The sequence below is a fragment of the Pseudomonas chlororaphis subsp. aurantiaca genome (assembly GCF_013466605.1).
Taxonomy (GTDB): domain Bacteria; phylum Pseudomonadota; class Gammaproteobacteria; order Pseudomonadales; family Pseudomonadaceae; genus Aquipseudomonas; species Aquipseudomonas chlororaphis_I.
In genome coordinates, this window is sequence record NZ_CP059162.1 from 1,277,916 (window position 1) to 1,304,622 (window position 26,707).

The window sequence follows — 26,707 nt, forward strand, 5'->3', positions numbered from 1 at the left end:
CAGCAATCAAGATCAGGCGGTACGCCAGGTAATCTCTTCTTCCCCGTCGGCGCTGATGCGAATCCAGCGGTCGGCCGACTCTTCACCTTCTTCCTCGACCCAACTGCCCGGTGCGCAGCGCACTTCGACGTTCAGCGCGGCGAAGGCGGCGCGGGCGCAGGCAATGTCGTCGTCCCACGGCGTCTGGTCGCTTTCCAGGTACAGGCTGTTCCACTTGCCCACGGCTTTCGGCAGCCAGGTCACCGGCACGCTGCCGGCCTTGCATTTGTAGGTCTGGCCTTTCTGCACCCAGTCGCTGCACGGGCCCAGGGCCGCGCCGAGCCAGGCGGCGATGGCCTTGTGGTCGACGTCGGCGTCTTTCAGGTAAATCTCGATATCCGGTTGGCGCATGGATGTCCTCACTGCGGGTCTGAAAAATCCATTCGCGGATTTATTCGGCCTCGAGACTTTGCTCGAGGCCGTGGATTGATGGGTTATTGCAGAACGAAGTAATCGTAGCGCATCGACACGCTGACCTCGAAGGGCTCGGCCTGCTCGATCACACTGGCCCGGCGTTCGGCGCTGGCGCGCCAGCCGTGGGGCGTCATGGCCAGCAGGTTGGCGCGATCCTGCGGATTGCTCAGCGTCAGCTTGAAGTCCAGGGTTTCACTGTGTTGCAACGCCATGCCCGCGGGCACCAGCGCCAGGTGTTTGTCGTCGGTGTATTCGCGGACCTCGTCGTACAGGCGCTCGCGCAATTCCATCAGGTGACCGCTGGTCGGTCCGACCTTCATCAGGCCGCCACCAGGGCTGAGCAGGCGCTTGGCTTCCTGCCAGTCGAGCGGGCTGAAGACGCTGGCGAGAAACTGGCAGCTGGCGTCGGCCAGGGGCACCCGGGCCATGCTGGCGATCAACCAGGTCAGTTGCGGGGCACGGCGACAGGCACGCTTGACCGCTTCCCGGGAGATGTCCAGGGCATAACCGTCCGCCTGGGGCAGGGCTTGGGCGATCTGTGCGGTGTAGTAACCCTCGCCGCAACCGATATCCACCCAGCGCTGTGGGGCGCGCTCGGCGGCCAGTTCGGCCAGGCGCCTGGCCACCGGGGCGTAATGGCCGGCATTGAGAAAGTCGCGGCGGGCTTCGACCATGGCCTGGTTGTCACCCGGGTCGCGGCTGTTCTTGTGCTGCACCGGCAGCAGGTTCAGGTAACCCTGGCGGGCGCGGTCGAAGCGGTGCCCGGCCGGGCACACGACACCGTTGTCGACGGCGCTCAGGGGCGCCGCGCAGATAGGGCAGGCAAGCATCAGGCGAGCAACTTGATCAGGGTCTGGTAGTAGATTTCGGTCAGCACGTCGAGGTCGCTGGCCAGCACCCGCTCGTTGACCTGGTGGATGGTGGCGTTGACCGGGCCCAGCTCGACCACCTGGGTGCCGAGGGTGGCGATGAAACGCCCGTCGGAGGTGCCGCCGCTGGTGGAGGCCTTGGTCTCGCGACCGGTGACGTCCTTGATGCTGGCCGACACCGCGTCGAGCAGGGCGCCTGGCTCGGTGAGGAACGGCAGGCCCGACAGCGCCCACTCCACGTGCCAGTCCAGGCCGTGCTTGTCGAGGATGGTGGCCACGCGCTGTTGCAGGCCTTCGACCGTGGACTCGGTGGAGAAGCGGAAGTTGAACACCGCCACCAGCTCGCCGGGGATCACGTTGGTCGCGCCGGTGCCGGAATTCAGGTTGGAAATCTGGAAGCTGGTGGGCGGGAAGAAGGCATTGCCGTCGTCCCAATGTTCCGCGGCCAGTTCGGCCAGGGCGGCTGTGGCCAGGTGGATCGGGTTCCGGGCCAGGTGCGGGTAGGCCACATGGCCCTGTACGCCGCGCACCGTGAGCTTGGCGCCGAGGGAGCCGCGACGACCGTTCTTGACCACGTCACCGACCAGGCTGGTGCTCGACGGCTCGCCGACGATGCACCAGTCCAGGCGCTCCTTGCGCGCCGCCAGGCGCTCGACCACGGCCTTGGTGCCGTGGTGGGCCGGGCCTTCTTCGTCGCTGGTGATCAGGAAGGCCACCGAGCCTTTGTGGTCCGGGTAGTCGGCGACGAAACGCTCGGCCGCCACCAGCATCGCCGCCAGGCTGCCCTTCATGTCCGCCGCGCCGCGCCCGCAGAGCATGCCGTGCTCGTCGATCAGCGCGTCGAACGGATCGTTCTGCCAGGCCTGGACCGGGCCGGTGGGCACCACGTCGGTGTGGCCGGCGAAACACAGCACCGGGCCTTCGTGCTTGCCGTGGGTGGCCCAGAAGTTATCCACATCCTCGATGCGCATCGGCTCCAGCTTGAAGCCGGCATCGCCCAGGCGCTGCATCATCAGCTTCTGGCAGTCGGCGTCGACCGGCGTCACCGACGGGCGGCGGATCAGGTCACAGGCAAGTTGCAGGGTCGGCGAAAGGTCGGCGTGGGCCGTCATGGGGAAACTCCGGTGCAAGGCGTTATGCGTAGGCGCGAGGCTGGCCCGCGATGGCCACGACGCGGTTTGCCTGGGGCAGCGCAGGGTGTTCATCGCGGGCAAGCCTGGCGCCTACGGTAATGGGGCAAGGCGCGCAAAATGGCGGATATCTTAAAGCAAAACGGCGGCCAGAGGCCGCCGTTTAGTGCTTTGCCGCGATTTATGCCGCCGCCACCGGCGCGCTTTCGGCAACCGGTTTTGGCAGCGACGACAGGAAGGCCATGACCAGCGCCGCCACATACGGCAGCGACTGCACCAGCAGCATGGTCACCCAGAAGCGCATGTCGTTGCTCGGCAGGCCGCCCTGCACCAGGTAGATGCCCAGCGCCGCGCCCCACAACAGCAGCATGATGAACAGCTCTTCCCGGGCCTCCGAGATCGCCACCCAGAAGCCATGGTTGTCGGCATTCTTCGGTGTGCGGAAGAACGGAATGCTGCTGGTGAAGAAGCCGTACAGCACCGCCTTGGCGATGGTGTGGGACAACGCCAGGCCCGCCACGGCGGCGCAGAACGCATCCTTGAGGTTGACCCCGACCGCCCGGCGGTAGAGGAAGATGATCTTGCCGACCTTGAACACGAACAGCGCCAGGGGCGGGATCGCGAAGATCAGCAACGGCGGATCGACGCGCTGCGGCACGATGATCATCGCCGCCGACCAGAGCAGGGCGCCGAGGGTGAAGAAGATGTTCATGCCGTCCGCCACCCACGGCAGCCAGCCCGCGAGGAAGTGGTAGCGCTGGCCACGGGTCAGCTCGGTGTCCTTGCCGCGCAGCAGGCTGGCGGTGTGGCGCTTGATGATCTGGATCGCCCCATAGGCCCAGCGGAAACGCTGTTTCTTGAAGTCGATGAAGGTATCCGGCATCAGGCCCTTGCCGTAGCTTTCGTGGTAGTACGCCGCCGACAGCCCTTTCTCGAACACCCGCAGGCCCAGCTCGGCGTCTTCGCAGATGCACCAGTCGGCCCAGCCCAGTTCTTCCAGGACCGAACGGCGGGTCATGGTCATGGTGCCGTGCTGGATGATCGCGTCACGGTCGTTGCGGGTGACCATGCCGATATGGAAGAAACCCTTGTATTCCGCGTAGCAGAGCTTCTTGAAGGTGCTTTCGTTCTGGTCGCGGTAATCCTGCGGCGATTGCACCACGGCGATTTTCGGGTCGGCGAAGTGCGGCACCATGTGCTTGAGCCAGTTGCGGTCGACGCAGTAGTCCGAGTCGATCACCGCGATCACTTCGGCGTCCTTGGCGGTGTGCGGGATCAGGTAGTTCAGCGCGCCGCCCTTGAAACCGGCCAGGGGCGCGACGTGGAAGAACTTGAATCGCGGGCCGAGGGTCTCGCAATAGGCCTGCACCGGTTCCCAGACCGCCGGGTCCTTGGTGTTGTTGTCGATGATCAGGACTTCGAAGTCCGGATAGTCGAGGTTGGCCAGGGCATTGAGGGTCTGTTTGACCATCTCCGGTGGCTCGTTGTAGCACGGTACGTGGATCGAGACTTTCGGCCGGTAGTTGGAATCGCCTTCGACCGGCAGGAACTCGCGCCGGCGTTTGTGCACCCAGACCGCCTCGGCCAGTTCATGGGCCTCGGTGAGCAACACGATGAACACCCCGAGCGCACCCAGGGCGAGCAGGAAGCCCACCGTCAGGCTGAACCAGGTGCTGTATTGCTGGCTGTAATCGTAGCCGATCCACACCAGCACCGAACCGCAGAGGAAGGCGATGAAGGTCAGGAAGGTCCGGCCGCGCTGGCGCAGGGCCGAGCCGTCGATCATCAGCAGGGTCAGGGACAGCAGCGCCAGGACCACCGAACCGATGGCCAGTACGCGCCACTGCGGGATCGCCACCACCGGGCCTTCGAAGTTGAATTTCTGCTGGCGTGCGGCGTTGAACACGCCCCAGTAGGCGCCCACCGAACCTTCGTCGCTGGCCTTCCACGGTTGGTCGAAGGCTTCGATCACGAAGTAGTTGTAGCCCTGGCGGTTAAGCTTGTTGACCAGGTTACGCAGGTAGATCGCCTGATCCGCCGGGCTGGCGTCGGCGCCGCCACGCATGCGGCCGTTGCTCGGCCAGCCTACTTCGGACAGCAGCAGCGGTTTTTTCGGGAACATCTTTTTCAGGTCGCGGGCGCGATCGAGGACGAACTGCCCGGCCTTGTCCATCGGGATGAATTCCCAGTAGGGCAGGACGTGGGCGGCGATCAGGTCGACGTGCTGGGCCAGTTCCGGGTGTTCTTCCCAGACGTGCCACTGCTCGGACGTGGTGACTGGCACCTTGACGGCAGCGCGCACGCGATCGAGCAGGACGCTCAACTGGTCGGCGGTGATTTCCTTGCGGAAGATCGCTTCGTTACCGACCACCACGCGCACCACACTGCGCGAGTTGTTGGCGATGTCGATGGCGCGGGTGATTTCACGCTCGTTGCGCTCCAGGTCCGGGCTGATCCAGATCCCCAGGGTCACGCGCAGGCCGAACTCTTCCGCCAGCTTGGGGATGTTCTCCAGCGTACCGTCGACCGAGTAGGTCCGAATGTTGTCGGTCAGCTTGCTCATGATCTCCAGGTCGCGACGCATTTCGTCGTCGGTCGGGAACTGGTCTTTCTGCGGGAACTGGCCCAGCTGGAAAGGCGAGTAGGAAAAGCCGGAGATTTGTGCAGGCCAATCGGGGGCGGAAACCGGGCGGTTGACCAGTGCCCAGAAGCCGGTGAACAGGGCGGCGATTGCCAGAACCACCACCAGGTTGAGTCCAAATTTACGCGATGACATAGCTATTTCGGGTTCCAAAGGGTGTGGAACGGGGGAACGGTCGGCATGCGCCAAGCGGCGCGCATCCTACACTGGCCTTCGACTGAGCGTACAGCGCACAGGAGAAGGCCGCAGGTTGGGCAATCCAACTCGATTTAAGTTCTCGGCGCCGGAATTTTCAGATTGTTCCCTCATTAAAGCAGCCCTGACTGCCATTCATAGGGCAAAGATGCTCTTGGCGGGCATCGGCCCTATAATGCGCGCCGGTTTTTGGGGTAATGGTCATGAGTACAGAAGATCCGCGGTTTGCTGGTGTCGCCCGTTTGTATGGCATCGAGGGGCTGGAACGCTTGCGCGCCGCCCATGTGGCGATCGTCGGGGTCGGTGGTGTCGGTTCCTGGGCGGCGGAAGCCATTGCCCGTTGCGGCGTGGGTGAGATTTCGCTGTTCGACCTGGACGATGTCTGCGTCAGCAACAGCAATCGGCAGTTGCATGCCCTCGACAGCACGGTCGGCAAGGCCAAGGTCGAGGTCATGGCCGAGCGCCTGCGCGGGATCAATCCGGCCTGCACCGTGCATGCGGTGGCGGACTTCGTCACCCGCGAGACCATGGCCGAATACATCACGCCGAACATCGACTGCGTGATCGACTGCATCGACAGTGTCAACGCCAAGGCGGCGCTGATTGCCTGGTGCAAGCGACGCAAGATCCAGATCATCACCACCGGCGGCGCGGGCGGGCAGATCGACCCGACGCTGATCCAGGTCTGCGACCTGAACCGGACCTTCAACGACCCGCTGGCCTCGAAAGTGCGCTCGACCCTGCGCCGCGACTACGGTTTTTCCCGCACCGTGACCCGTCACTACAGCGTGCCTTGCGTGTTTTCCACCGAGCAACTGCGCTACCCGAAACCGGACGGCAGCATCTGCCTGCAGAAGAGCTTTGTCGGCGATGGCGTGAAACTCGACTGCGCCGGCGGTTTTGGCGCGGTGATGATGGTCACAGCGACCTTCGGCATGGTCGCGGCGACCAAGGCGGTGGACAAACTGGTGGCTGGCGTGCGACGCCCGGCGGACAGACTCAAACCCCTGTAGCCGCTGCCGCAGGCTGCGATAAGGCCCGAAGGGGATTGCGCGGCCCTGAAGAGCACGTCTCCTGCGGAGTCGATCGCAGCCTGCTGCAGCGGCTACAGAGGTCCGTGTCTCATCCAGGCTCAGCGGTTGTGTCGGCCAGCGTCAGCGCGTGCCGGCCAGCTCGCGCATCCGCTGCAATACCGCATTCAGCCCATTGCTGCGCGAGGGCGAGAGCTGGCGCGACAGGCCCAATTGATTGAACCAGTCCGGCAAATCCACCCGTTGCAGCTCCTCGGCGGACAAACCGTTGACCCGCGCCAGCAGCAGGGCCACCAGGCCACGGATCAGGCGCGCATCGCTGCTGGCGGCGAACTGCCAGTGACCGTCCTGCAAGGTCCCCACCAGCCAGACCTGGCTTTCACAGCCATGCACTCGATTGGTCTCGACCCTGTCGGCTTCAGCCAGCGGCGCCAGGCGTTCGCCCCATTGCATCAGCAAGCGTGCGCGCTGTTCCCAGCCGGGGGCGCCCTGGAAACTGTCGAGGGCGGCCAGGGCTTCGGCGGGCAGGCTCATCGCAACAGCTCCAGCGCCTGATCGAGGGCCTCGAAGAAGCGCTCCAGATCCTCGGAGTCGTTGTACAGCGCCAATGACACGCGGATCGCCCCGGCCAGGCCGAAGCTTTTCAGCAGCGGCATGGCGCAGTGATGCCCGGCACGCACGGCGATGCCCTGTTCGGTCAGCAGGTGAGCCAGGTCGGCGTTGTGCACGCCATCGACCACGAAACTGACCAGCGCCAGCTGCGGCTTGCCCAGCAGGCGCAGGCCTTTGCGGGCCAGCAGGCCATGCAGCAGGTAGTCGTGCAGCGCGGCTTCATGGGCGTTGACGGCATCCTGGTCCAGGCCGCTGAGGTAATCCAGGGTCGCGCCCAGGCCAATTACGCTGGCGATCGGCGGCGTACCGGCCTCGAAACCCAGCGGGGCGGGGCGGAAGCTGGCGTGCTGGTAGTCGGCCTGCTGGACCATCTCGCCGCCAAACTGCCAGTGACGCAGGCCTGGCAACGCCTCGTTGCGTCCGTAGAGCACGCCGACGCCGTCCGGGCCGTAGAGCTTGTGGCTGGAGAACACATAGAAATCGCAGCCCAGCGCCTGCACATCGTGGCGGCCGTGGACCACGCCCTGGGCGCCGTCGACCACGGTCAGGGCGTCGTGCGCCTTGGCCAGGGCCAGCAGCTGCGGCAGGGGTTGCCAGGCACCGAGCACATTGGACAGCTGGCTGACGGCCAGTAGCCGGGTGCGTGGACCGATCAGGCGGGCCGCGGCGTCGAGATCGATCAGGCCGTCGTCGTCCAGCGGCAGAACCACCAGGTTGAGGCCGCGACGGTGCGCCAGTTGCTGCCAGGGCAGCAGGTTGGCGTGATGCTCCAGGGCGCTGATGACGATCTCGTCGCCCGGGTTGAACTGGTGTTCCAGGCCATAGGCCAGGAGATTCAGCGCGGAGGTCGCGCCGTGGGTGAAGATGATCTGCCCGCTGTCACCGGCATTCAGCCACTGCGCCACTTTGTGCCGGCTGTTCTCGAACGCCTGGGTGGCGTGAGCGCCGGGCAGGTGTTGCGCGCGATGCACGTTGGCCGCGCCATTGGCGTAGTAGTGCGCCAGGGCGTCCAGCAGGGCTTGGGGTTTTTGCGTGGTGGCGGCGTTGTCCAGGTAGGTCTGGTCCTGCCGTTGCAGGGCGGCGATGGCCGGGAAGTCGGCGCGCCAGGGGGAGGGTACAAGCATGGTGGCAGAACTCGTTTGAACAGGCCGGGCGCCGATGATAAGCGCCCGGCCGGTTTCAGTGGAACCGAATCGCTGCTTAGTTGTGAGCGTGCAGCGCTTCGTTCAGTTCGATGGCCGACTTGTGGGTCTTGCACTCCACGGCACCGGTCTCCGAATTGCGGCGGAACAGCAGGTCCGGCTGGCCGGCCAGTTCGCGAGCCTTGAGCACCTTGACCAGCTGATTGTTCTCGTCCAGCAGCGCCACCTTGGTCCCGGCGGTCACGTACAGGCCCGATTCCACGGTGTTGCGGTCGCCCAGAGGAATACCGATGCCGGCGTTGGCGCCGATCAGGCAGCCTTCGCCGACCTTGATCACGATATTGCCGCCGCCCGACAGGGTGCCCATGGTCGAGCAGCCGCCGCCCAGGTCCGAACCCTTGCCGACGAATACGCCCGCGGAAACCCGGCCTTCGATCATGCCCGGGCCTTCGGTGCCGGCGTTGAAGTTGACGAAACCTTCGTGCATCACGGTGGTGCCTTCGCCGATGTAGGCGCCCAGGCGAATGCGCGCGCTGTCAGCGATACGCACGCCGCTCGGTACCACGTAGTCGGTCATTTTCGGGAACTTGTCCACCGAGAACACTTCCAGCAGCTCGCCGCGCAGGCGCGCTTCCAGTTGACGCTCGGCCAGTTCGCCGAGGTCGATCGCGCCCTGGTTGGTCCAGGCCACGTTCGGCAGCAGCGGGAAGATCCCGGCCAGGTTCAGGCCATGGGGCTTGACCAGGCGGTGGGACAACAGGTGCAGCTTGAGGTAGGCCTCCGGGGTGGAGGTCAGCTGGGCGTCTTCGGCCAGCAGGGTGGCGACCAGCGGCTTGTGGCTCTCGGCCAGGCGGGTCAGCAGCGCGGCCTGGGTGGCGTCGATGCTTTTCAGGGCTTCGGCCAGTTGCGCGGCCTGGGCGGTGGTGAAGGCGATGGCCTGGTTGCCTTCGCTGTAGCCCAGTACCGGGGCGATGGCGGCAACGATTTGCGCGGATGGCTTGACCAGGGGCGCGGCGTAGAACACTTCCAGCCACGCGCCTTGACGGTTTTGAGTGCCGACACCAAAGGCCAGGCTGAACAGGGTAGTGGACATGCTGTTACCTCTTACAAAATTGAACGGGCAGGCGTTATTTGATTTCTGCCGCGTAGATATCGGGCTTGAAGCCAATCAGGGTTCGGTCACCGAGATCGAGCACCGGGCGCTTGATCATCGAGGGTTGCGCGAGCATCAGTTCGATCGCTTTCGCCTGGTCGAGATCGGCTTTGCGTTCGTCGTCGAGTTTGCGAAAGGTCGTGCCCGCACGGTTCAGCACCACCTGCCAGCCGTGCTCGTTGCACCACTGGGCCAGGTGTTCACGGTCGATACCGACCGCTTTGTAGTCATGGAAGTCATAGCTGACAGCGTGTTCATCGAGCCAGGTGCGCGCCTTTTTCATGGTGTCGCAGGCTTTGATGCCGAAAAGGTGCAACGTTTTGCTTGAAGCGGTCAAGGAATTGCCCCCTTTTGAGATGCTGGAGTTAAAGGTCACGGATTATGCCATGCCCGCGCCGGTTCGGCGTCGGCGAAGGCCTGGCTTTGTAGCTTTGTGTGACAGCGGCATGGGCCGCTTGCGACTTTTGTGCAGCGGCGAGGCCCGAGCTTAAGCGGCTAATATGGCACTTCGACGGTAACCTGTTGCCTGAAGTCTGCTGTTGATCGATTGGGAAAACCGCTTTATGCAAACCGCTTATACCGTCCTTATCCTGCTGATGCTGGTGAGTCTCTCGCGGCTGGTCGGACGGGTGATTCCGTTGCCGTTGCCACTGCTGCAGATCGCCGCCGGAGCCTTGCTGGCCTGGCCCACCCTGGGGCTGCACGTGGCCCTGGACCCGGAATTGTTTCTGTTTCTATTCCTGCCGCCGCTGCTGTTCTCCGATGGCTGGCGCATGCCCAAGCGTGAGCTGTGGCGCCTGCGCGGGCCGATCCTGACCCTGGCCGTGGGCCTGGTGCTATTCACGGTGGTGGGCGCCGGTTACTTCATTCACTGGTTGCTGCCGACCATTCCCTTGCCGGTGGCCTTTGCCCTGGCGGCAGTACTGTCGCCGACCGACGCCGTGGCGGTCTCGGCAATTTCCCAGAACCGTCTGCCGACGCCCTTGATGCACATGCTGCAGGGCGAGGCGCTGATGAACGATGCTTCCGGCCTGGTGACCTTCAAGTTCGCCCTGGCGGCGGCCGTGACCGGGGTGTTTTCCCTGGCCAATGCCAGCCTGACCTTTGTCCTGGTGGCCGTGGGTGGCCTGGCGGTCGGCGTGGCCCTGAGCTGGCTAGTGGGGCGCCTGCGTGCCTGGATGATCGCCCGCGGCTGGGATGACCCGGCGACCCATGTGGTGTTCATGCTGTTGCTGCCGTTCGCCGCCTACGTACTGGCCGAGCGCCTGGGAGCCTCGGGCATCCTCTCGGCGGTGGCGGCGGGGATGATGCAGAGCTGGCTCGACCTGTTGCCCCGGCAGACCAGCACCCGCTTGCTCAACCGCAGTGTCTGGTCGCTGCTGGAATTCGCCTTCAACGGCCTGATCTTCCTGCTGTTGGGCCTGCAACTGCCCGACATCATCAAGGCCGTGGTCAGCCATGAAACCACCTTGTGGCCGACCCTGTTCTATCGCTGCCTGGATGTCGGGGTGATCTTCCTGGTACTGCTGGTGTTGCGGTTCATCTGGGTGCAAAGCATCTGGCGCCTGTCCGGGCTGTTGCGCCGCTGGCGTGGCAAGGGCGAGTTGACGCTGGTGCCGACCGCACGTTCCTGCTGGTTGCTGACCCTGGGCGGGGTGCGCGGGGCGGTCACCCTGGCGGGCGTCATGTCGGTGCCACTGTTGCTGGGGGCGGGCGAGGCCTTCCCCGAGCGCGACCTGCTGATCTTCATTGCCGCCGGGGTGATCCTGTTGTCGCTGGTGGCCGCCTGTATCGCCCTGCCGCTGTTGCTGCGCGGTATCCAGAAGAGCCCCGACGAGAAGCGCCATGCCGAAGTGCGCGACGCCTGGCGCAAAACCGCCGAGGCGGCGATCCATGCCCTGGAGGCCGAGGAAGTGGCTGATGCCGCCAACTCGCCGGATGCGGCCCAGGCGGCGCTGGCCACCGAACTCAAGGGGCGGCTGATGTCGGAGTATCGCCATCAGTTGGAGGTGTTCAACGATTCCGCCGAAGCCCAGGCGCTGGCGTTCCAGATGGACTTGCTGGAGCGCAAGTTGCGCTTGAAGGCGCTGCGGGCGCAGCGGCTGGAGTTGTATCGGTTGAGCCGCCAGCACCAGATCGGCGACGACGTATTGCGTGAGGTCCTGGGTGAGCTGGACCTCAGCGAGGCCAACCTGGGGCAGGTGAAATAACGCTTGCCTTCCTGTAGGCGCGAAGCTCGCTCGCGATGAATGATGACGCGGTGTATCAGGTGGACTGCGTCGTCTCTATCGCGGGCAAGCCTCGCTCCTACGGAGGCGTGGGTTATTTACGGCGCTGAACGAAATCCCGGATCCGCTCGGCGGCTTCCACGCATTCGGCCAATGGCGCTACCAGGGCCATGCGTACCCGACCGGCTCCCGGGTTGCTGCCGTCGACATCGCGCGACAGGTAGGAGCCTGGCACCACGGTCACATGCTCCTGTTCGAACAGGTCACGGCAGAACGCCGTATCGTCGCCCGCCACGTTCGGCCACAGGTAAAAGCTGCCGTCCGGGCGCTGCACGTCGAGCACCGGCGACAGAATCTCCAGCACCGCATCGAACTTCTCGCGATACAGCGCGCGGTTGGCGCGCACATGCACTTCGTCGTTCCAGGCGGCGATGCTGGCCAGCTGGGTCTGAACCGGCATGGCGCAGCCATGGTAGGTGCGGTACAGCAGGAAGCCCTTGAGGATGTCCGCGTCGCCCGCCACGAAGCCGGAGCGCAGGCCCGGCAGGTTGGAGCGCTTGGACAGGCTGTGGAACACCACGCAACGCTTGAAGTCCTGGCGTCCCAGTTCGGCGCAGGCAGTGAGCAGGCCAGGAGGCGGGGTCTGCTCGTCGAAGTACAGCTCGCTGTAGCACTCGTCGGCGGCGATCACGAAATCGTACTGGTCGGCCAGGGCGATGAGTTTCTTCAGGGTTTCGATCGGGATCAGCGCGCCGGTCGGGTTGCCCGGCGAGCACAGGAACAGGATCTGGCAACGCTGCCAGATCTCGGCCGGTACCGCGTCGAAGTCCGGGTTGAAGCCGTTTTCATCCAGGCACGGCAGGTAGTGCGGCTTGGCGCCGGCGAGGAAGGCCGCGCCTTCATAGATCTGATAGAAGGGGTTCGGGCTGACCACCAGCGCGTCGTCGCCACGGTTGACCACGGTCTGGGTGAAGGCGAACAGCGCCTCGCGGGTGCCGTTGACCGGCAGCACGTTGCGCGCCGGGTCGATCCAACCATTGGGTACGCCAAAACGTCGTTCGCACCAGCTGGCGATGGCTTCGCGCAGGGCGGGGAGACCCAGGGTCGTCGGATACACCGCCATCTGGTCCAGGTTGTTGGCCAGGGCTTCGGCGACAAAGCTCGGCGAGCGATGCTTGGGCTCGCCGATGGACAGCGCGATAGGGCGCTTGGCCGGGTTCGGCTGGACGCCGCCGAGCAGGGCGCGGAGTTTCTCGAACGGGTAGGGCTGCAGCTGGTTCAGAGCGTTGTTCATCGGTGCGGTGTCTCACTCAAAGCGGGTCGTGGCGCGTGATCAGATGTTCAGGCGCGTCAAGGCGGTAGGCGGTTCGTGGCTGACGCTGAGCTGTTCGACGATGGCGTCCTGCAGTCGGCTGCACAGCTGGGGATCGGACAGTTGCTGGTTGTTCGCGTCGGTAATGAAGAACACGTCTTCCACGCGCTCGCCCAGGGTGGCGATCTTGGCGTTTTGCAGCGACAGGTCGAACTCCAGGAAAATCTTGCCGATGCGCGCCAGCAGGCCGGGGCGGTCGGGTGCGCTCAGTTCGAGCACGGTGACCGGGCGCTGGGCGTCGTTGTGGATAGTCACTTGCGGCGGGAAGGCGAAGTGCTTGAGCTGGCGCGGTACCCGACGCTGGATGATGGTCGGGTAGTCGTCAGGGTTGCGCAGGGCCTCGGTAAGGCCATCGCGGATCTGCTTGACGCGTTGCGGGTTGTTGCCGATCGAGCCGCCGTCGTTGTCGAGCACGATGTAGGTGTCGAGGGTGAACTGGCTGCTCGAGGTGATGATCCGCGCGTCGTGGATGTTCAGGTTCAACTGGTCCATCGCGGCCACGGTCACGGCGAAGAAATCGTGCTGGTCCGGGGCGTAGATGAAGATCTGCGTGCCACCCTCGAATTCGCGCTGGGTGGTTTCCTTGATCAGCACCAGCGGGCCGCCGTCGGCCGGCTGCTGGAGGATCGCGTCGCTGTGCCAGGCCACGTCGCCGGCGGTGTGGCGCAGGAAGTAGTCGTCCCCCAGCTGCGCCCAGAGCTGCTCGACGTCGTCCGGGTCGGTGCCGGCGCGGACCAGGATGTCCAGCGCCGCGCTTTGCGTCTGGCGGATCTGCTCTTCGCGGTCCACCGGGTTTTCCAGGCCACGGCGCAGGGCGCGCTTGGTCTCGGTGTAGAGCTGGCGCAGCAGGCTGGCGCGCCAGGAGTTCCACAGTGTCGGGTTGGTGGCGTTGATGTCGGAAACCGTCAACACGTACAGATAGTCCAGGCGGGTCTGGTCGACCACGACCTGGGCGAAGTCATGGATGACCTGCGGGTCGGACAGGTCCTTGCGCTGGGCGGTGGTCGACATCACCAGGTGGTTCTGCACCAGCCAGACGATCAGGCGCGTGTCCCACAGCGGCAACTGGTGGCGGATGCAGAAGGCTTCCGCATCCACGGCGCCGATTTCCGAGTGGTCGCCGTGCCGGCCCTTGCCGATGTCGTGGTAGAGCCCGGCCAGGTAGATCAGCTCGGGCTTGGGCAGCTTGGCCATGAGCTTGCTGGCCAGCGGGAATTTTTCCGAAACCTGGGTGTACTGCAGTTTGCGCAGGTGCTTGATCAGGTTCAGGGTGTGGGCGTCGACCGTATAGATGTGGAACAGGTCGTGCTGCATCTGCCCGACGATATGGCCGAACTCTGGCAGGTAACGCCCGAGAATGCCGTAGCGATTCATCCGCCGCAGGTTGCGGTGAATGCCGATCTCGCACTTGAACAGCTCGATGAACAGGCTGGTATTGCGAATGTCATGGCGGAAGTCGTCGTCGATCAGGTGGCGATTTTCGCGCAACAGGCGAATGGTGTCGGCGCGTACGCCCTTGATCTCCGGGTGCTGGGCCATGAGCACGAAGATTTCCAGCATGGCGAACGGCGTGCGGCGGAACACGTTGGCGTTGATCGCTTCGATGTAGCCATCGTGCAGCTGGAAGCGCGAGTTGATCGGCTGCGGCGGCGCTTCGTCTTCCGGGGCGAGGATGACTTCCTCGAAGTGCTGGATGATCAGGTCGCTGAGCTGGGCGATGCTCATCACCACCCGGTAGTACTGCTGCATGAAGCTTTCGATGGCCTGCTTGGCATCGTTGCCTTCGAAGCCCAGCAACTTGGCGATCGAGCGCTGGTGATCGAACAGCAGGCGGTCTTCGGCGCGCCCGGCGAGCATGTGCAGGGCGTAGCGGACCTTCCACAGGAATTCCTGGGACGAAGCCAGCAGCGCGTTCTCGCTTTCCACCAGGAAGCCTTCGCCGGCCAGGGCCCGCAGGTTCAGCGTGCCGTACTGGCGACGGGCGACCCAGAGGATGGTCTGGATGTCCCGCAGGCCGCCGGGCGAGCCTTTGACGTTGGGTTCCAGGTTGTATTCGGTGTCGTTGTACTTGTGGTGCCGGGCCTTCTGTTCGGCGCGCTTGGCCAGGAAGAAGTCCTTGCTCGGCCACATGTGCGCGGTGCTGGTGACGTCGAGCATGCGCTGGCGCAGGCGTTCGGGGCCGCAGATGGTGCGGCTTTCCATCAGGTTGGTAACCACCGTCAGGTCGGCGCGGGCCTCTTCGGCGCATTCCTCCACCGAGCGCACGCTTTGTCCGACCTCCAGGCCGATGTCCCAGAGCAGGGTCAGGAAGCGTTCGATGGGATCGCGGAAAATCTCGTGGTCGGCGCTGTCCAGCAGAATCAGCAGGTCGATGTCCGAGTAGGGGTGCAGCTCGCCACGACCGTAGCCACCGACCGCCACCAGGGCGATGTCGGCGTCTTCGCTCCAGTCGAACTGGTCCCAGGCCTTTTGCAGGATGTTATCGACGAACCAGGCGCGGTCCTCGATGAGCCGGCGGATATCCCGTCCGCTGCGAAAGCGCTCGTCGAGCACTTCACGTGCCTGACGAATGGCTTTCTTGAAGGCGGCGATAGGGCTTGCCTTCAGGGCCAGTTCCGCCTGGAACTGGCCGCGGTCGAACAATTCGGGATCCACCTGCGGCATCGATTGGCTTTCCTTTCTATCTATAGGTAAGGGCGCAGCTGCGTGGATCAGGCCGAGACGCGCGGGATGGTGTCATCGCTGCGCAGGGTGAAGATCTCGTAGCCGGTCTCGGTCACCAGCAGGGTGTGTTCCCACTGCGCGGAGAGCTTGCGGTCCTTGGTGATCGCGGTCCAGCCGTCGCCCAGCACCTTGGTGTCGGCCTTGCCCTGGTTGATCATCGGCTCGATGGTGAAGGTCATGCCGGCTTTCAGTTCCATGCCGGTGCCGGCGCGGCCGTAGTGCAGGATCTGCGGTTCTTCGTGGAACACCTTGCCGATACCGTGGCCGCAGAACTCGCGGACCACCGAGAAGCCGTTCTTTTCAGCGTGCTTCTGGATGACTTCGCCGATGTCGCCCAGGCGGCAGCCCGGCTTGACCAGTTCGATGGCCTTGTACATGCATTCCTGGGTGATCTGCGACAGGCGCTCGGCCCAGACCGGCACGGTGCCGACGTGGAACATGCGGCTGGTATCGCCGTGGTAGCCGTCCTTGATAACGGTGACGTCGATGTTCAGGGTGTCGCCATCCTTCAGCGGCTTCTCGTTCGGGATGCCGTGGCACACCACGTGGTTGATCGAGGTGCAGATGGACTTGGGGAAGCCCTTGTAATTCAGTGGCGCGGGAATCGCGTGCTGCACATTGACGATGTAGTCGTGGCAGATGCGGTCCAGCTCTTCGGTGGTCACACCGGGTTTGACATGCTCGGCAATCATTTCCAGCACTTCGGCGGCCAGTTTGCCGGCGACACGCATTTTTGCGATGTCCTCGGGAGTTTTGAGGGTGACGGTCATACAGGCTCTCTTGACGCTCAGTGGCGCGGATAAACACGGAATGGCTTGAAAACGGTGTATCGAAGGCTGAGCCCGCTGTGGGGTCGCCACGTTTTCAAAAGCCTCAAAGCTGCGATTCTAACAGAGCCCCGGGGCAAATCTGAGGCTCTGTGTGTCGCATCTCTCTATATCAGTGGAGCATTCTGACCCGATTCCAAGGGGGGAGCAAAAAAGCGCTCCGGGGGAAATGAGAATCCGGGTTCCGTTTTTACCCTTCTTGTGGTATAAAATGCGCCGCTTTCCGGGGATGCCCCGAAAAGCCTAAACCCACACACGTGTCGACACGATGACCTGGGTGCCCTCAGCACAAGCTGTTGGTTGGTCATTGGGATGCGTGGAGGCCTAACCCGACTTATTAAGGAACTATCATGTCCCAAGTCAACATGCGCGATATGCTGAAGGCCGGTGTGCACTTCGGTCACCAAACCCGTTACTGGAATCCGAAAATGGGCAAGTACATTTTCGGCGCGCGCAACAAGATTCACATCATCAACCTTGAAAAAACCCTGCCAATGTTCAACGAAGCTCTGACTTTCGTAGAGCGTCTGGCCCAGGGCAAAAACAAGATTCTGTTCGTCGGCACCAAGCGTTCCGCTGGCAAGATCGTTGCTGAAGAAGCAGCACGTTGCGGTTCGCCGTACGTCGATCACCGCTGGTTGGGCGGCATGCTGACCAACTACAAGACCATCCGTGCTTCCATCAAGCGTCTGCGTGACCTGGAAGTTCAGTCGGAAGACGGCACCTTCGCCAAGCTGACCAAGAAAGAGGCGCTGATGCGCACTCGCGATCTGGAAAAGCTGGATCGTAGCCTGGGTGGTATCAAGGACATGGGCGGTCTGCCTGACGCGCTGTTCGTGATCGACGTTGACCACGAGCGCATCGCGATCACCGAAGCCAACAAGCTGGGCATCCCGGTCATCGGCGTTGTCGATACCAACAGCAGCCCGGAAGGCGTTGACTACATCATCCCAGGTAACGATGACGCCATTCGCGCCATCCAGCTGTACATGGGTTCGATGGCAGACGCCGTGATCCGTGGCCGCAACAACGTTGCTGGCGGCACCGAAGTATTCGCTGAAGACGCTCCAGCGCCGGCAGCTGAAGCCTGAGTAACTGACGCTTAGCGTTTACTCAGTACGCAAAAAGGGGGCTAGGCCCCCTTTTTGCCACCTCGAAAATCATTTACCGATGGCGCCCCTGCAGTTCTTGTCATGTGCGGCGGCTATCAAGGGTTTTCGAGAGCGCAGCTCAAGAATTGATCGCCCGTTGAGTCGGGTGGAATGGTTGAAAACCTATCCAAGAGGAATTTGAAAATGGCAGAGATTACTGCAGCGTTGGTTAAAGAACTGCGCGAGCGTACCGGCGAAGGCATGATGGACTGCAAGAAAGCCTTGACCAAGGCTGGCGGCGACATCGAGAAAGCCATTGATGACATGCGTGCTTCGGGCGCCATCAAGGCTGCCAAGAAAGCAGGCAACATCGCTGCTGAAGGCGCCATCGCCATCAAGGACGACGGTAAAGCCGCCGTTCTGCTGGAAGTCAACTCGCAGACCGACTTCCTGGCTCTGCAGGACGACTTCAAGGCATTCGTTGCTGCCAGCGTTGAAAAAGCGTTCGCTGACAAGCTGACCGACGCCGCTCCGCTGATCGAGGCTCAAGAAGCCGATCGTCTGGTTCTGGTTGGTAAAACTGGCGAGAACGTCAACATCCGTCGTCTGGCTCGCGTTGAAGGTGACGTGGTCGGTACTTACCTGCACGGTAACAAGATCGGTGTTGCGGTTGTCCTGAAGGGCGGTTCCGTAGAACTGGCCAAGGACATCGCCATGCACGTGGCTGCAAGCAACCCTGAGTTCCTGCTGCCATCGCAAGTTTCCGCTGAAGCCATCGAGCGCGAAAAAGCCGTGTTCCTGCAGCTGAACGAAGACAAGATGAAAGGCAAGCCAGCCGAAATCGTTGAAAAAATGATCGGTGGCCGTATCAGCAAGTTCCTGGCCGAAGCCAGCCTGGTTGAGCAAGCTTTCGTCAAGGATCCAGAAATCACCGTAGGTGCCCTGGCCAAGAAAGGCGGCGCTGAAATCGTTTCGTTCACCCGCTTCGCGGTAGGTGAAGGCATCGAGAAGAAAGAAGACAACTTCGCTGAGGAAGTTGCTGCACAACTGGCTGCTGCCAAGCAACAGTAAGACGGTTTTTCAACTGTCGCCCGAAAGAGGCTGCCCGCTCACGCGCGCAGCCTCTTTTCAAATGGGGTAACCAATTTAGTTGGTTGCCTTCGGAACTGGTTTACAAAGTCGTGTTCTGATGGCGCTGTGACAGCGTCAAGCTAGAGTGAACGCAGGCTGCAAACAGCTTGCAGAGAATTTTTAAAATACGCCGCAGGAGAGATTCGCAATGGCTCAGCAGGGCAGTGGTTATCAAGCTCGCTATAAACGCATTCTACTCAAGCTTAGCGGCGAGGCCCTGATGGGCTCGGAAGAGTTCGGGATCGACCCTAAGGTGCTGGATCGCATGGCGCTGGAAGTCGGCCAGCTGGTTGGCATCGGTGTTCAGGTCGGTCTGGTCATCGGCGGTGGCAACCTGTTCCGTGGCGCGGCGCTCAGCGCGGCCGGCATGGATCGGGTGACAGGCGACCACATGGGCATGCTGGCCACTGTGATGAACGGCCTGGCCATGCGCGACGCGCTGGAACGTGCGAATATCTCGGCGATCGTCATGTCGGCCATTTCCATGGTCGGTGTGACCGATCACTATGACCGTCGCAAGGCGATGCGTCATCTGAACTCCAAGGAAGTGGTGATCTTCGCTGCCGGTACCGGTAACCCGTTCTTCACGACCGACTCCGCAGCATGCCTGCGGGCGATCGAGATCGATGCCGACGTAGTGCTCAAGGCAACCAAGGTTGACGGTGTATATACCGCAGACCCATTCAAAGACCCGCATGCCGAGAAGTTCGATCATCTGACCTACGATGAAGTACTGGATCGCAAGCTGGGTGTCATGGATCTGACGGCGATCTGCCTGTGCCGCGACCATAAGATGCCGTTGCGTGTATTCAACATGAACAAGCCCGGCGCCCTGCTGAACATCGTGCATGGCGGCGCTGAAGGAACCCTGATCGAGGAAGGCGAACAATGATCAACGAAATCAAGAAAGACGCTCAAGAGCGCATGAAGAAGTCCCTGGAGTCGCTGGCGCATGCGTTCGGCCAGATCCGCACCGGCAAGGCGCACCCGAGCATCCTGGGTAGCGTGATGGTGCCTTACTATGGCACTGACACTCCGTTGAGCGGTGTGGCCAGTGTTACCGTGAAAGACTCTCAGACCCTGCAGGTGGTGCCGTTCGAGCGCAACATGCTTGGGGCAATCGACAAGGCTATCGGCAGTGCTGGCCTGAACCTCAATCCGACCAATCTTGGCGAGCTGCTGCTGATCAAAATGGCGCCGCTGACTGAAGAAACCCGTAAAGGCTTCACCAAGCAGGCGCGTGCCGCTGCTGAAGATGCCCGTGTTGCTGTGCGCAATATTCGCCGCGATGCCTTGGGTGATTTGAAAAAACTGTCCAAGGACAAGGAAATCAGTGAAGACGAAGAGCGTCGCGCCGGTGCAGAGATCGACAAGCTGATCAAAGAGTTCGAGGCTCAGATCGCTAAGGCAACTGAAGAAAAAGAAAAGGACCTGATGGCCGTATAAGGGTCGGGCTTTAAATGGACAAGACCAAGCAGAGTGCGCCGTCCTCGGTGCCGCGCCATGTCGCGATCATCATGGATGGCAACAATCGCTGGGCGAAAAAACGCTTCATGCCCGGCGTCGCCGGGCACAAGGCGGGTGTGGATGCCGTGCGGGCGGTGATCGAGGTCTGTGCCGAGGCCAGGGTCGAAGTGCTGACCCTGTTCGCCTTCTCCAGTGAAAACTGGCAGCGGCCGGCCGATGAGGTCAGTGCCTTGATGGACCTGTTCTTCAAGGCGTTGCGCCGCGAGGCCAAGCGCCTCAACGAGAACAACATCAGCCTGCGCATCATCGGCGATCGTTCGCGTTTCCATCCTGAGTTGCAGGCGGCGATGCGCGAGGCGGAGGCAATGACCGCAGGCAGTGACCGCTTCATTCTGCAGATCGCCGCCAACTATGGCGGTCAGTGGGATATCGCCCAGGCCGCTCAGCGCCTGGCGCGGGAAGTCCAGGCAGGGCACCTGCGCCCTGACGACATTACCCCTGAGTTGTTGCAAACCTGCCTGGCGACTGGCGACCTGCCGTTGCCGGACCTGTGCATCCGTACGGGCGGCGAGCACCGCATCAGCAATTTCCTGCTCTGGCAGCTGGCTTATGCCGAGCTGTACTTCTCCGACCTGTTCTGGCCGGACTTCAAACACGATGCCATGCGCGCCGCGCTGGCCGATTACGCTTCTCGCCAGCGCCGCTTCGGTAAAACGAGCGAGCAGGTCGAAGCTGGAGCCCGGGTTTAATGCTCAAACAACGAATCATTACTGCGCTGATCCTGCTGCCGATCGCCTTGTGCGGTTTTTTCCTGCTAGAAGGTTCCGTCTTCGCCCTGTTTATCGGGCTGGTGGTGACCCTCGGGGCCTGGGAGTGGGCGCGCCTGGCGGGTTTCGAGGCTCAGCCGACCCGTATTGCCTATGCGGTAGTGGTCGCTGCGCTGTTGTTCCTGATGCAGCTGTTGCCGGGTATCGCGCCTTGGGTGCTTGGTGCTGCGGTGCTCTGGTGGGGACTGGCGACTTTCCTGGTGCTCACCTATCCGCGTACCAGTGAGCATTGGGCTGGTGCCGCGGCCAAGCTGGTGATCGGCCTGCTGATTCTGCTGCCGGCCTGGCAAGGCCTGGTCTTCATCAAGCAGCAGCCTTTGGGTAACTGGTTGATCATGGCGGTGATGGTGCTGGTCTGGGGCGCCGATATCGGTGCCTACTTTTCCGGCAAGGCGTTCGGCAAGCGCAAGCTGGCGCCGCAGGTCAGCCCGGGCAAGAGCTGGGAAGGGGTGTACGGCGGTCTGCTGCTGAGCCTGGTGATCGCTGCGGTGGTCGGTCTGGTTGCAGGCTGGTCCGTCGGGCAGATCATCCTTGGTTTGCTGGGCGCGGCTGTCGTGGTGTTCATTTCGGTGGTCGGCGACCTGACCGAAAGCATGTTCAAGCGCCAGGCCGGGATCAAGGACAGCAGTAACCTGCTGCCGGGTCATGGTGGCGTGCTTGATCGTATCGACAGCCTGACCGCGGCCATTCCGGTATTCGCCGTACTGTTGTGGATGGCTGCATTGTGAGTCGCCCACAGCAGATTACGGTTCTCGGGGCCACCGGCTCTATCGGCCTCAGTACGCTGGACGTCATTGCCCGCCATCCCGAGCGTTATCAGGTCTTCGCCCTGAGCGGTTTCAGTCGTCTGGCCGAGCTGCTGGCGCTCTGTCTCCGTCATGCTCCGCGTTTTGCCGTCGTCCCGCATATCGCTGCCGCGCGCAGCCTGCAGGAAGACTTGCGCAATGCCGGTTCGCGCACCCGTGTACTGGTGGGCGAGGAGGGCCTGTGTGAAGTGGCGTCCGCCCCTGAAGTCGATGCGGTCATGGCGGCTATCGTCGGTGCCGCGGGCTTGCGTCCGACCCTGGCTGCCGTCGAGGCTGGCAAGAAAATTCTCCTGGCCAATAAAGAAGCACTGGTCATGTCCGGCGCGCTGTTCATGCAGGCGGTGGGCAAGAGTGGTTCGGTATTGCTGCCCATTGATAGTGAGCACAATGCCATCTTCCAGTGCATGCCCGCGGACTTTTCCCGTGGGTTGAGCAATGTAGGGGTGCGGCGCATTTTGCTGACCGCATCCGGTGGCCCGTTCCGGCAAACTCCGCTGGCCGATCTGGAACAGGTAACGCCCGAGCAGGCATGTGCCCACCCCAACTGGTCGATGGGGCGCAAGATTTCCGTCGATTCGGCCAGCATGATGAACAAAGGCCTCGAACTGATCGAGGCGTGCTGGCTGTTCGATGCCAAGCCTGCCCAGGTCGAGGTGGTGATTCATCCGCAAAGCGTGATTCACTCGCTCGTCGACTATGTGGACGGTTCGGTGCTGGCCCAGTTGGGTAACCCGGATATGCGCACGCCGATCGCCAATGCCCTGGCCTGGCCGGAGCGGATCGACTCGGGCGTGCCTCCGCTGGATCTGTTCGCCGTGGCGCGCCTGGATTTCCAGGCGCCTGATGAAGAGCGGTTCCCGTGCTTGCGCCTGGCGCGCCAGGCCGCGGAGGCTGGCAACAGCGCTCCGGCCATGTTGAATGCCGCCAACGAGGTAGCTGTTGCCGCGTTTCTCGAACGGCGCATCCGCTACCCCGAGATCGCGAGTATCATCGAAGAAGTTTTAAGCCTTGAACCGGTTGCCGCAGTCGATGAGCTGAGCGCCGTGTTCGCGGCGGACGCCAAAGCCCGTGCCCTGGCTGAGCAGTGGTTGGGTCGCAACAGCCGGTAAGTTGCGACAAGCCCGAGCGTATCGGTACTGGATAGGATTGCGGAGAAAGTAGATGAGCGCGCTCTATATGATTGTCGGCACCCTGATCGCCCTGGGTGTGCTGGTCACCTTCCATGAATTCGGTCACTTCTGGGTGGCGCGTCGTTGCGGCGTCAAGGTTCTGCGTTTTTCCGTGGGCTTCGGCATGCCGCTGCTGCGTTGGTATGACCGGCAAGGTACCGAATTCGTGATTGCCGCCATTCCGCTGGGTGGCTACGTGAAGATGCTCGACGAGCGCGAAGGCGAGGTGCCTGTCGACCAGCTCGATCAATCGTTCAATCGCAAGTCGGTGCGCCAGCGTATCGCCATCGTTGCCGCCGGTCCTGTCGCCAACTTCCTGCTGGCACTGGTGTTCTTCTGGGGACTGGCGATGCTCGGTACCGAGCAGGTGCGTCCGGTCATCGGCAGTGTCGAGTCTGGAAGCATCGCCGCCAAGGCTGGCTTGAGTCCTGGCCAGGAAATCGTTGCAATCGATGGCGAGCCCACCGTGGGCTGGTCGGCGGTCAACCTGCAGCTGATTCGACGTCTGGGCGAAAGCGGTACCTTGCAGTTGCTGGTGCGTGAGCAGGGTTCGACCGCCGATTCGCCGCGCGAGCTGGTGCTCGACAACTGGCTCAAGGGTACCGATGAACCTGATCCTATTCGTTCCTTGGGGATTCGCCCCTGGCGCCCGGCGCTCGCCCCCGTTCTGGCCGAACTCGATCCGAAAGGCCCGGCCCAGGCGGCTGGCCTGAAAACCGGCGATCGCCTGCTGGCGCTGGATGGTCAGGTGTTGACCGATTGGCAGCAGGTCGTCGACTGGGTGCGTGTACGTCCTGATACCAAAATTGTGCTGCACGTCGAGCGTGATGGTGCTCAAATCGACGTCCCGGTGACCCTGGCCGCACGCGGTAAAGAGAAGGTCGCCAGTGGTTATCTGGGAGCTGGGGTGAAGGCGGTCGATTGGCCGCCGGAAATGCTTCGCGAGGTCAGTTATGGTCCACTGGCCGCCATTGGCGAGGGTGCCCGGCGTACTTGGACCATGAGCGTGCTGACCCTCGATTCACTGAAGAAAATGTTGTTCGGCGAGCTCTCGGTAAAAAACTTGAGTGGACCGATAACCATTGCTAAAGTGGCGGGCGCTTCTGCCCAGTCGGGCGTTGCTGATTTCTTGAATTTCCTTGCTTATCTGAGTATTAGCCTAGGGGTTCTGAACTTGCTGCCCATTCCTGTACTGGATGGGGGGCATCTGTTGTTTTATCTGATCGAGTGGGCGCGTGGTCGTCCCTTGTCGGATCGGGTGCAAGGTTGGGGGATACAGATCGGTATCAGTTTGGTAGTCGGGGTGATGTTGCTTGCCCTGGTCAACGATCTGGGTCGTCTGTAACGCTTCGCTGAATTGCGAATCTGCCGCATTTTGCGGCAGTTTCTTTATTGCCAGTTGGAATAAGAAAGGACTTCATGAAACGTCTGCTGCTAACTGCGGTTCTCTCCGTATTGATGATCGCCGAAGTTCACGCCGAGTCCTTCACTATCTCCGATATCCGCGTCAACGGCCTCCAGCGGGTCTCCGCGGGTAGCGTCTTTGGGGCCTTGCCGCTGAACGTCGGTGAGCAGGCGGACGATCGTCGCCTCGTGGAATCCACTCGTGCGCTGTTCAAAACCGGCTTCTTTCAAGATATCCAGCTGGGCCGCGATGGCAATGTCCTGGTCATCACGGTAGTCGAGCGTCCATCCGTCGCCAGTATCGAAATCGAAGGCAACAAGGCGATTTCCACTGAAGACCTGATGAAAGGCCTCAAGCAATCCGGTCTCGCGGAAGGTGAAATCTTCCAGCGTGCGACCCTTGAAGGTGTTCGTAACGAACTGCAGCGCCAATATGTCGCACAGGGCCGCTACTCGGCCACCGTCGATACCGAAGTGGTCCCGCAGCCGCGCAACCGTGTGGCGTTGAAGGTCAATATCAACGAAGGCACCGTAGCCGCCATCCAGCACATCAACGTCGTGGGCAATACCGTATTCCCGGACGAAGACCTGGTTGATCTGTTCGAGCTGAAAACCACCAACTGGCTGTCGTTCTTCAAGAACGATGACAAGTATGCCCGTGAGAAGCTGTCCGGTGACCTGGAGCGCCTGCGTTCCTACTACCTGGACCGTGGCTATATCAACATGGATATCGCTTCGACCCAGGTTTCGATCACCCCGGACAAGAAACACGTCTACATCACTGTGAACGTCAACGAAGGCGAGAAGTACAGCGTTCGTGACGTGAAGCTCAGCGGTGACCTGAAAGTGCCTGAAGACCAGGTCAAGTCGCTGCTGCTGGTCGAGAAGGGCCAGGTGTTCTCGCGCAAACTGATGACCACCACTTCCGAGCTGATCACCCGTCGCCTGGGCAACGAGGGTTATACCTTCGCCAACGTCAACGGTGTTCCGCAGCCTCACGACGAAGATCATACGGTCGATATCACTTTTGTGGTCGATCCCGGCAAGCGTGCCTACGTGAACCGCATCAACTTCCGCGGCAACACCAAGTCCGAAGACGAAGTGCTGCGTCGCGAAATGCGTCAGATGGAAGGTGGCTGGGCTTCGACCTACCTGATCGACCAGTCCAAGACCCGTCTGGAGCGCCTGGGCTTCTTCAAGGAAGTCAACGTCGAAACCCCGGCCGTGCCAGGTGTCGACGACCAGGTAGACGTCAACTACGCAGTAGAAGAGCAGGCTTCCGGTTCGATTACCGCCAGCGTCGGTTTCGCCCAGAGCGCCGGTCTGATCCTCGGTGGTTCGATCACCCAGAACAACTTCCTGGGTACCGGTAACAAGGTCAGTATCGGCCTGACCCGCAGCGAATACCAAAGCCGTTACAACTTCGGTTATGTCGACCCCTACTGGACTGCCGATGGCGTGAGCCTGGGTTACAACGCGTTCTATCGCACCACCGACTACGACGACCTCGATGTCGACGTGGCGAGCTATGCGGTAGACAGCCTGGGTGCCGGCGTCAGCGTTGGTTACCCGATCAGCGAGACTTCGCGTCTGACCTTCGGCCTGACCGCGCAGCAGGACAAGATCAAGACCGGTCGTTATACCGTCGACGAAATCTTCGACTTCGTGAACCGCGAAGGCGACAACTACCTGAACTTCAAGGCTTCGGCCGGCTGGTCCGAGTCGACCCTGAACAAAGGTGTCCTGGCGACCCGTGGTCATTCCCAGAGCCTGGTGCTGGAAGCCACTACTCCGGGCAGCGACCTGTCGTTCTTCAAGCTCGACTATCGTGGCCAGTTGTTCCAGCCGCTGACCGACACCTACACCATGCGCCTGCACACCGAGCTGGGTTATGGCGACGGTTATGGTTCGACCGACGGCTTGCCGTTCTATGAAAACTACTATGCTGGTGGTTTCAACTCGGTTCGTGGTTTCAAGGACAGCACCCTGGGGCCTCGCAGTACCCCAAGCCGTGGTTTTGCCGATACAGGCAACTCCGGTACGACTCGTGACCCGGACCAGGATCCGCTGCCATTCGGTGGCAACGTGCTGATCCAGGGCGGTGTCGAGGTGCTGTTCCCGATGCCGTTCGTCAAGGATCAACGTTCGCTGCGGACTTCCGTGTTCTGGGACGTGGGTAACGTATTCGACTCCAAGTGCGAGAAGACCACCAACACCAACGGCACATCGTCCAATACACAATGTAACGACATCAGCCTGAGCAATCTGGCCAGCTCCGTGGGTGTCGGTGTGACATGGGTAACCGCTCTGGGCCCGCTGAGCTTTGCTCTGGCGATGCCGATCAAGAAACCTGACGACGCTGAAACCCAGGTGTTCCAATTCTCCCTCGGTCAGACTTTCTAAGAGCCTGACCCAAGATAACGACAATGGATTTT

22 protein-coding genes are annotated in these 26,707 nt (G+C 62.1%); 11 read left to right on the forward strand and 11 right to left on the reverse strand.

Annotation, left to right across the window (positions count from 1 at the left end; translation table 11 throughout):
* Positions 1-12 precede the first annotated feature (12 nt).
* The 4 genes from H0I86_RS05690 to H0I86_RS05705 form a co-directional block, all read right to left on the reverse strand.
* Positions 13-390: a hypothetical protein gene (locus H0I86_RS05690; protein ID WP_007927921.1), complete on the reverse strand. Its 378-nt coding sequence runs from the start codon at positions 388-390 to the stop codon at positions 13-15.
* Positions 391-473: 83 nt separating this feature from the next.
* A complete protein-coding gene (locus H0I86_RS05695; RefSeq protein WP_009047200.1) occupies positions 474-1,283 on the reverse strand; it encodes a putative RNA methyltransferase in 810 nt (269 codons plus the stop codon).
* Positions 1,283-2,434 carry a succinyl-diaminopimelate desuccinylase gene (gene dapE, locus H0I86_RS05700; protein ID WP_180924338.1) on the reverse strand — a complete coding sequence of 384 codons (1,152 nt, stop codon included), beginning with the start codon at positions 2,432-2,434 and terminating at the stop codon, positions 1,283-1,285. The genes H0I86_RS05695 and dapE overlap by 1 nt, the downstream gene beginning before the upstream one ends.
* 199 nt (positions 2,435-2,633) lie before the next feature.
* Positions 2,634-5,228: a glycosyltransferase gene (locus H0I86_RS05705; protein ID WP_180924339.1), complete on the reverse strand. Its 2,595-nt coding sequence runs from the start codon at positions 5,226-5,228 to the stop codon at positions 2,634-2,636.
* A 263-nt stretch (positions 5,229-5,491) separates the two neighbouring features.
* Between H0I86_RS05705 and tcdA the strand changes: the two genes are divergently transcribed.
* Positions 5,492-6,301 (forward strand): tRNA cyclic N6-threonylcarbamoyladenosine(37) synthase TcdA, encoded by an 810-nt coding sequence (tcdA, locus tag H0I86_RS05710; protein WP_180924340.1) that lies wholly within the window; start codon positions 5,492-5,494, stop codon positions 6,299-6,301.
* 141 nt (positions 6,302-6,442) lie between these two features.
* Here the strand turns inward: tcdA and H0I86_RS05715 are convergent, their stop codons facing one another.
* The 4 genes from H0I86_RS05715 to H0I86_RS05730 all read right to left on the reverse strand — a co-directional run bounded on the left by H0I86_RS05715 (position 6,443) and on the right by H0I86_RS05730 (position 9,509).
* Positions 6,443-6,853, reverse strand: a complete 411-nt coding sequence (locus tag H0I86_RS05715) for a SufE family protein (RefSeq protein WP_180924341.1) — start codon at positions 6,851-6,853, stop codon at positions 6,443-6,445.
* Complete coding sequence (locus tag H0I86_RS05720) at positions 6,850-8,055, reverse strand: aminotransferase class V-fold PLP-dependent enzyme (RefSeq protein WP_180924342.1); 1,206 nt, start codon at positions 8,053-8,055, stop codon at positions 6,850-6,852. Before H0I86_RS05720 ends, H0I86_RS05715 begins: the two co-directional genes overlap by 4 nt.
* Before the next feature lie 76 nt (positions 8,056-8,131).
* The gene (gene dapD / locus H0I86_RS05725; protein ID WP_180924343.1) at positions 8,132-9,166 is read right to left on the reverse strand and encodes a 2,3,4,5-tetrahydropyridine-2,6-dicarboxylate N-succinyltransferase; all 1,035 of its coding nucleotides are present in this window, start codon (positions 9,164-9,166) and stop codon (positions 8,132-8,134) included.
* A gap of 34 nt (positions 9,167-9,200) precedes the next feature.
* On the reverse strand, positions 9,201-9,509 hold the full coding sequence (locus H0I86_RS05730; protein WP_231999350.1) for an arsenate reductase: 309 nt from the start codon (positions 9,507-9,509) through the stop codon (positions 9,201-9,203).
* 280 nt (positions 9,510-9,789) lie between these two features.
* Here H0I86_RS05730 and H0I86_RS05735 point away from each other — a divergent pair, with 280 nt between their 5' ends.
* Positions 9,790-11,436 carry a Na+/H+ antiporter gene (locus H0I86_RS05735; protein WP_180924344.1) on the forward strand — a complete coding sequence of 549 codons (1,647 nt, stop codon included), beginning with the start codon at positions 9,790-9,792 and terminating at the stop codon, positions 11,434-11,436.
* 112 nt (positions 11,437-11,548) lie between these two features.
* Here H0I86_RS05735 and dapC read toward each other — a convergent pair whose 3' ends face one another.
* Genes dapC through map form a run of 3 tightly spaced genes read right to left on the reverse strand, consistent with a single transcriptional unit; the run spans position 11,549 to position 16,320 of the window.
* Positions 11,549-12,748: a succinyldiaminopimelate transaminase gene (gene dapC, locus H0I86_RS05740; protein ID WP_180924345.1), complete on the reverse strand. Its 1,200-nt coding sequence runs from the start codon at positions 12,746-12,748 to the stop codon at positions 11,549-11,551.
* Between the two features lie 39 nt (positions 12,749-12,787).
* Positions 12,788-15,490, reverse strand: coding sequence for a [protein-PII] uridylyltransferase (locus tag H0I86_RS05745; protein ID WP_038581786.1), 2,703 nt, complete (start codon positions 15,488-15,490; stop codon positions 12,788-12,790).
* 47 nt (positions 15,491-15,537) lie between these two features.
* On the reverse strand, positions 15,538-16,320 hold the full coding sequence (map, locus tag H0I86_RS05750; RefSeq protein WP_009047211.1) for a type I methionyl aminopeptidase: 783 nt from the start codon (positions 16,318-16,320) through the stop codon (positions 15,538-15,540).
* Between the two features lie 407 nt (positions 16,321-16,727).
* Between map and rpsB the strand changes: the two genes are divergently transcribed.
* From rpsB to bamA, 9 genes are all read left to right on the forward strand, one after another.
* Entirely contained in the window at positions 16,728-17,468 is a 741-nt protein-coding gene (gene rpsB / locus H0I86_RS05755) for a 30S ribosomal protein S2 (protein WP_007924078.1), read from the forward strand.
* A gap of 204 nt (positions 17,469-17,672) precedes the next feature.
* The gene (gene tsf / locus H0I86_RS05760) at positions 17,673-18,539 is read left to right on the forward strand and encodes a translation elongation factor Ts (RefSeq protein ID WP_009042383.1); all 867 of its coding nucleotides are present in this window, start codon (positions 17,673-17,675) and stop codon (positions 18,537-18,539) included.
* Between the two features lie 208 nt (positions 18,540-18,747).
* Positions 18,748-19,491: a UMP kinase gene (pyrH, locus tag H0I86_RS05765; RefSeq protein WP_007924076.1), complete on the forward strand. Its 744-nt coding sequence runs from the start codon at positions 18,748-18,750 to the stop codon at positions 19,489-19,491.
* A complete protein-coding gene (frr, locus tag H0I86_RS05770) occupies positions 19,488-20,045 on the forward strand; it encodes a ribosome recycling factor (RefSeq protein WP_180924346.1) in 558 nt (185 codons plus the stop codon). The genes pyrH and frr overlap by 4 nt, the downstream gene beginning before the upstream one ends.
* 14 nt (positions 20,046-20,059) lie before the next feature.
* On the forward strand, positions 20,060-20,815 hold the full coding sequence (gene uppS, locus H0I86_RS05775; protein WP_180924347.1) for a polyprenyl diphosphate synthase: 756 nt from the start codon (positions 20,060-20,062) through the stop codon (positions 20,813-20,815).
* Entirely contained in the window at positions 20,815-21,621 is an 807-nt protein-coding gene (locus H0I86_RS05780; protein ID WP_180924348.1) for a phosphatidate cytidylyltransferase, read from the forward strand. Before uppS ends, H0I86_RS05780 begins: the two co-directional genes overlap by 1 nt.
* Complete coding sequence (gene ispC, locus H0I86_RS05785; protein WP_180924349.1) at positions 21,618-22,808, forward strand: 1-deoxy-D-xylulose-5-phosphate reductoisomerase; 1,191 nt, start codon at positions 21,618-21,620, stop codon at positions 22,806-22,808. The genes H0I86_RS05780 and ispC overlap by 4 nt, the downstream gene beginning before the upstream one ends.
* A 52-nt stretch (positions 22,809-22,860) precedes the next feature.
* Complete coding sequence (gene rseP, locus H0I86_RS05790; protein ID WP_180924350.1) at positions 22,861-24,213, forward strand: sigma E protease regulator RseP; 1,353 nt, start codon at positions 22,861-22,863, stop codon at positions 24,211-24,213.
* Positions 24,214-24,287: 74 nt separating this feature from the next.
* Positions 24,288-26,675: an outer membrane protein assembly factor BamA gene (gene bamA, locus H0I86_RS05795; RefSeq protein ID WP_180924351.1), complete on the forward strand. Its 2,388-nt coding sequence runs from the start codon at positions 24,288-24,290 to the stop codon at positions 26,673-26,675.
* Positions 26,676-26,707 lie beyond the last annotated feature (32 nt).

Bases quoted from the DNA above. Each gene is read 5' to 3' on its own strand.
- H0I86_RS05690 (WP_007927921.1), bottom strand. From the start codon at position 390: ATGCGCCAACCGGATATCGAGATTTACCTGAAAGACGCCGACGTCGAC.
- H0I86_RS05695 (WP_009047200.1), bottom strand. From the start codon at position 1,283: ATGCTTGCCTGCCCTATCTGCGCGGCGCCCCTGAGCGCCGTCGACAAC.
- dapE (WP_180924338.1), bottom strand. From the start codon at position 2,434: ATGACGGCCCACGCCGACCTTTCGCCGACCCTGCAACTTGCCTGTGAC.
- H0I86_RS05705 (WP_180924339.1), bottom strand. From the start codon at position 5,228: ATGTCATCGCGTAAATTTGGACTCAACCTGGTGGTGGTTCTGGCAATC.
- tcdA (WP_180924340.1), top strand. From the start codon at position 5,492: ATGAGTACAGAAGATCCGCGGTTTGCTGGTGTCGCCCGTTTGTATGGC.
- H0I86_RS05715 (WP_180924341.1), bottom strand. From the start codon at position 6,853: ATGAGCCTGCCCGCCGAAGCCCTGGCCGCCCTCGACAGTTTCCAGGGC.
- H0I86_RS05720 (WP_180924342.1), bottom strand. From the start codon at position 8,055: ATGCTTGTACCCTCCCCCTGGCGCGCCGACTTCCCGGCCATCGCCGCC.
- dapD (WP_180924343.1), bottom strand. From the start codon at position 9,166: ATGTCCACTACCCTGTTCAGCCTGGCCTTTGGTGTCGGCACTCAAAAC.
- H0I86_RS05730 (WP_231999350.1), bottom strand. From the start codon at position 9,509: ATGAAAAAGGCGCGCACCTGGCTCGATGAACACGCTGTCAGCTATGAC.
- H0I86_RS05735 (WP_180924344.1), top strand. From the start codon at position 9,790: ATGCAAACCGCTTATACCGTCCTTATCCTGCTGATGCTGGTGAGTCTC.
- dapC (WP_180924345.1), bottom strand. From the start codon at position 12,748: ATGAACAACGCTCTGAACCAGCTGCAGCCCTACCCGTTCGAGAAACTC.
- H0I86_RS05745 (WP_038581786.1), bottom strand. From the start codon at position 15,490: ATGCCGCAGGTGGATCCCGAATTGTTCGACCGCGGCCAGTTCCAGGCG.
- map (WP_009047211.1), bottom strand. From the start codon at position 16,320: ATGACCGTCACCCTCAAAACTCCCGAGGACATCGCAAAAATGCGTGTC.
- rpsB (WP_007924078.1), top strand. From the start codon at position 16,728: ATGTCCCAAGTCAACATGCGCGATATGCTGAAGGCCGGTGTGCACTTC.
- tsf (WP_009042383.1), top strand. From the start codon at position 17,673: ATGGCAGAGATTACTGCAGCGTTGGTTAAAGAACTGCGCGAGCGTACC.
- pyrH (WP_007924076.1), top strand. From the start codon at position 18,748: ATGGCTCAGCAGGGCAGTGGTTATCAAGCTCGCTATAAACGCATTCTA.
- frr (WP_180924346.1), top strand. From the start codon at position 19,488: ATGATCAACGAAATCAAGAAAGACGCTCAAGAGCGCATGAAGAAGTCC.
- uppS (WP_180924347.1), top strand. From the start codon at position 20,060: ATGGACAAGACCAAGCAGAGTGCGCCGTCCTCGGTGCCGCGCCATGTC.
- H0I86_RS05780 (WP_180924348.1), top strand. From the start codon at position 20,815: ATGCTCAAACAACGAATCATTACTGCGCTGATCCTGCTGCCGATCGCC.
- rseP (WP_180924350.1), top strand. From the start codon at position 22,861: ATGAGCGCGCTCTATATGATTGTCGGCACCCTGATCGCCCTGGGTGTG.
- bamA (WP_180924351.1), top strand. From the start codon at position 24,288: ATGAAACGTCTGCTGCTAACTGCGGTTCTCTCCGTATTGATGATCGCC.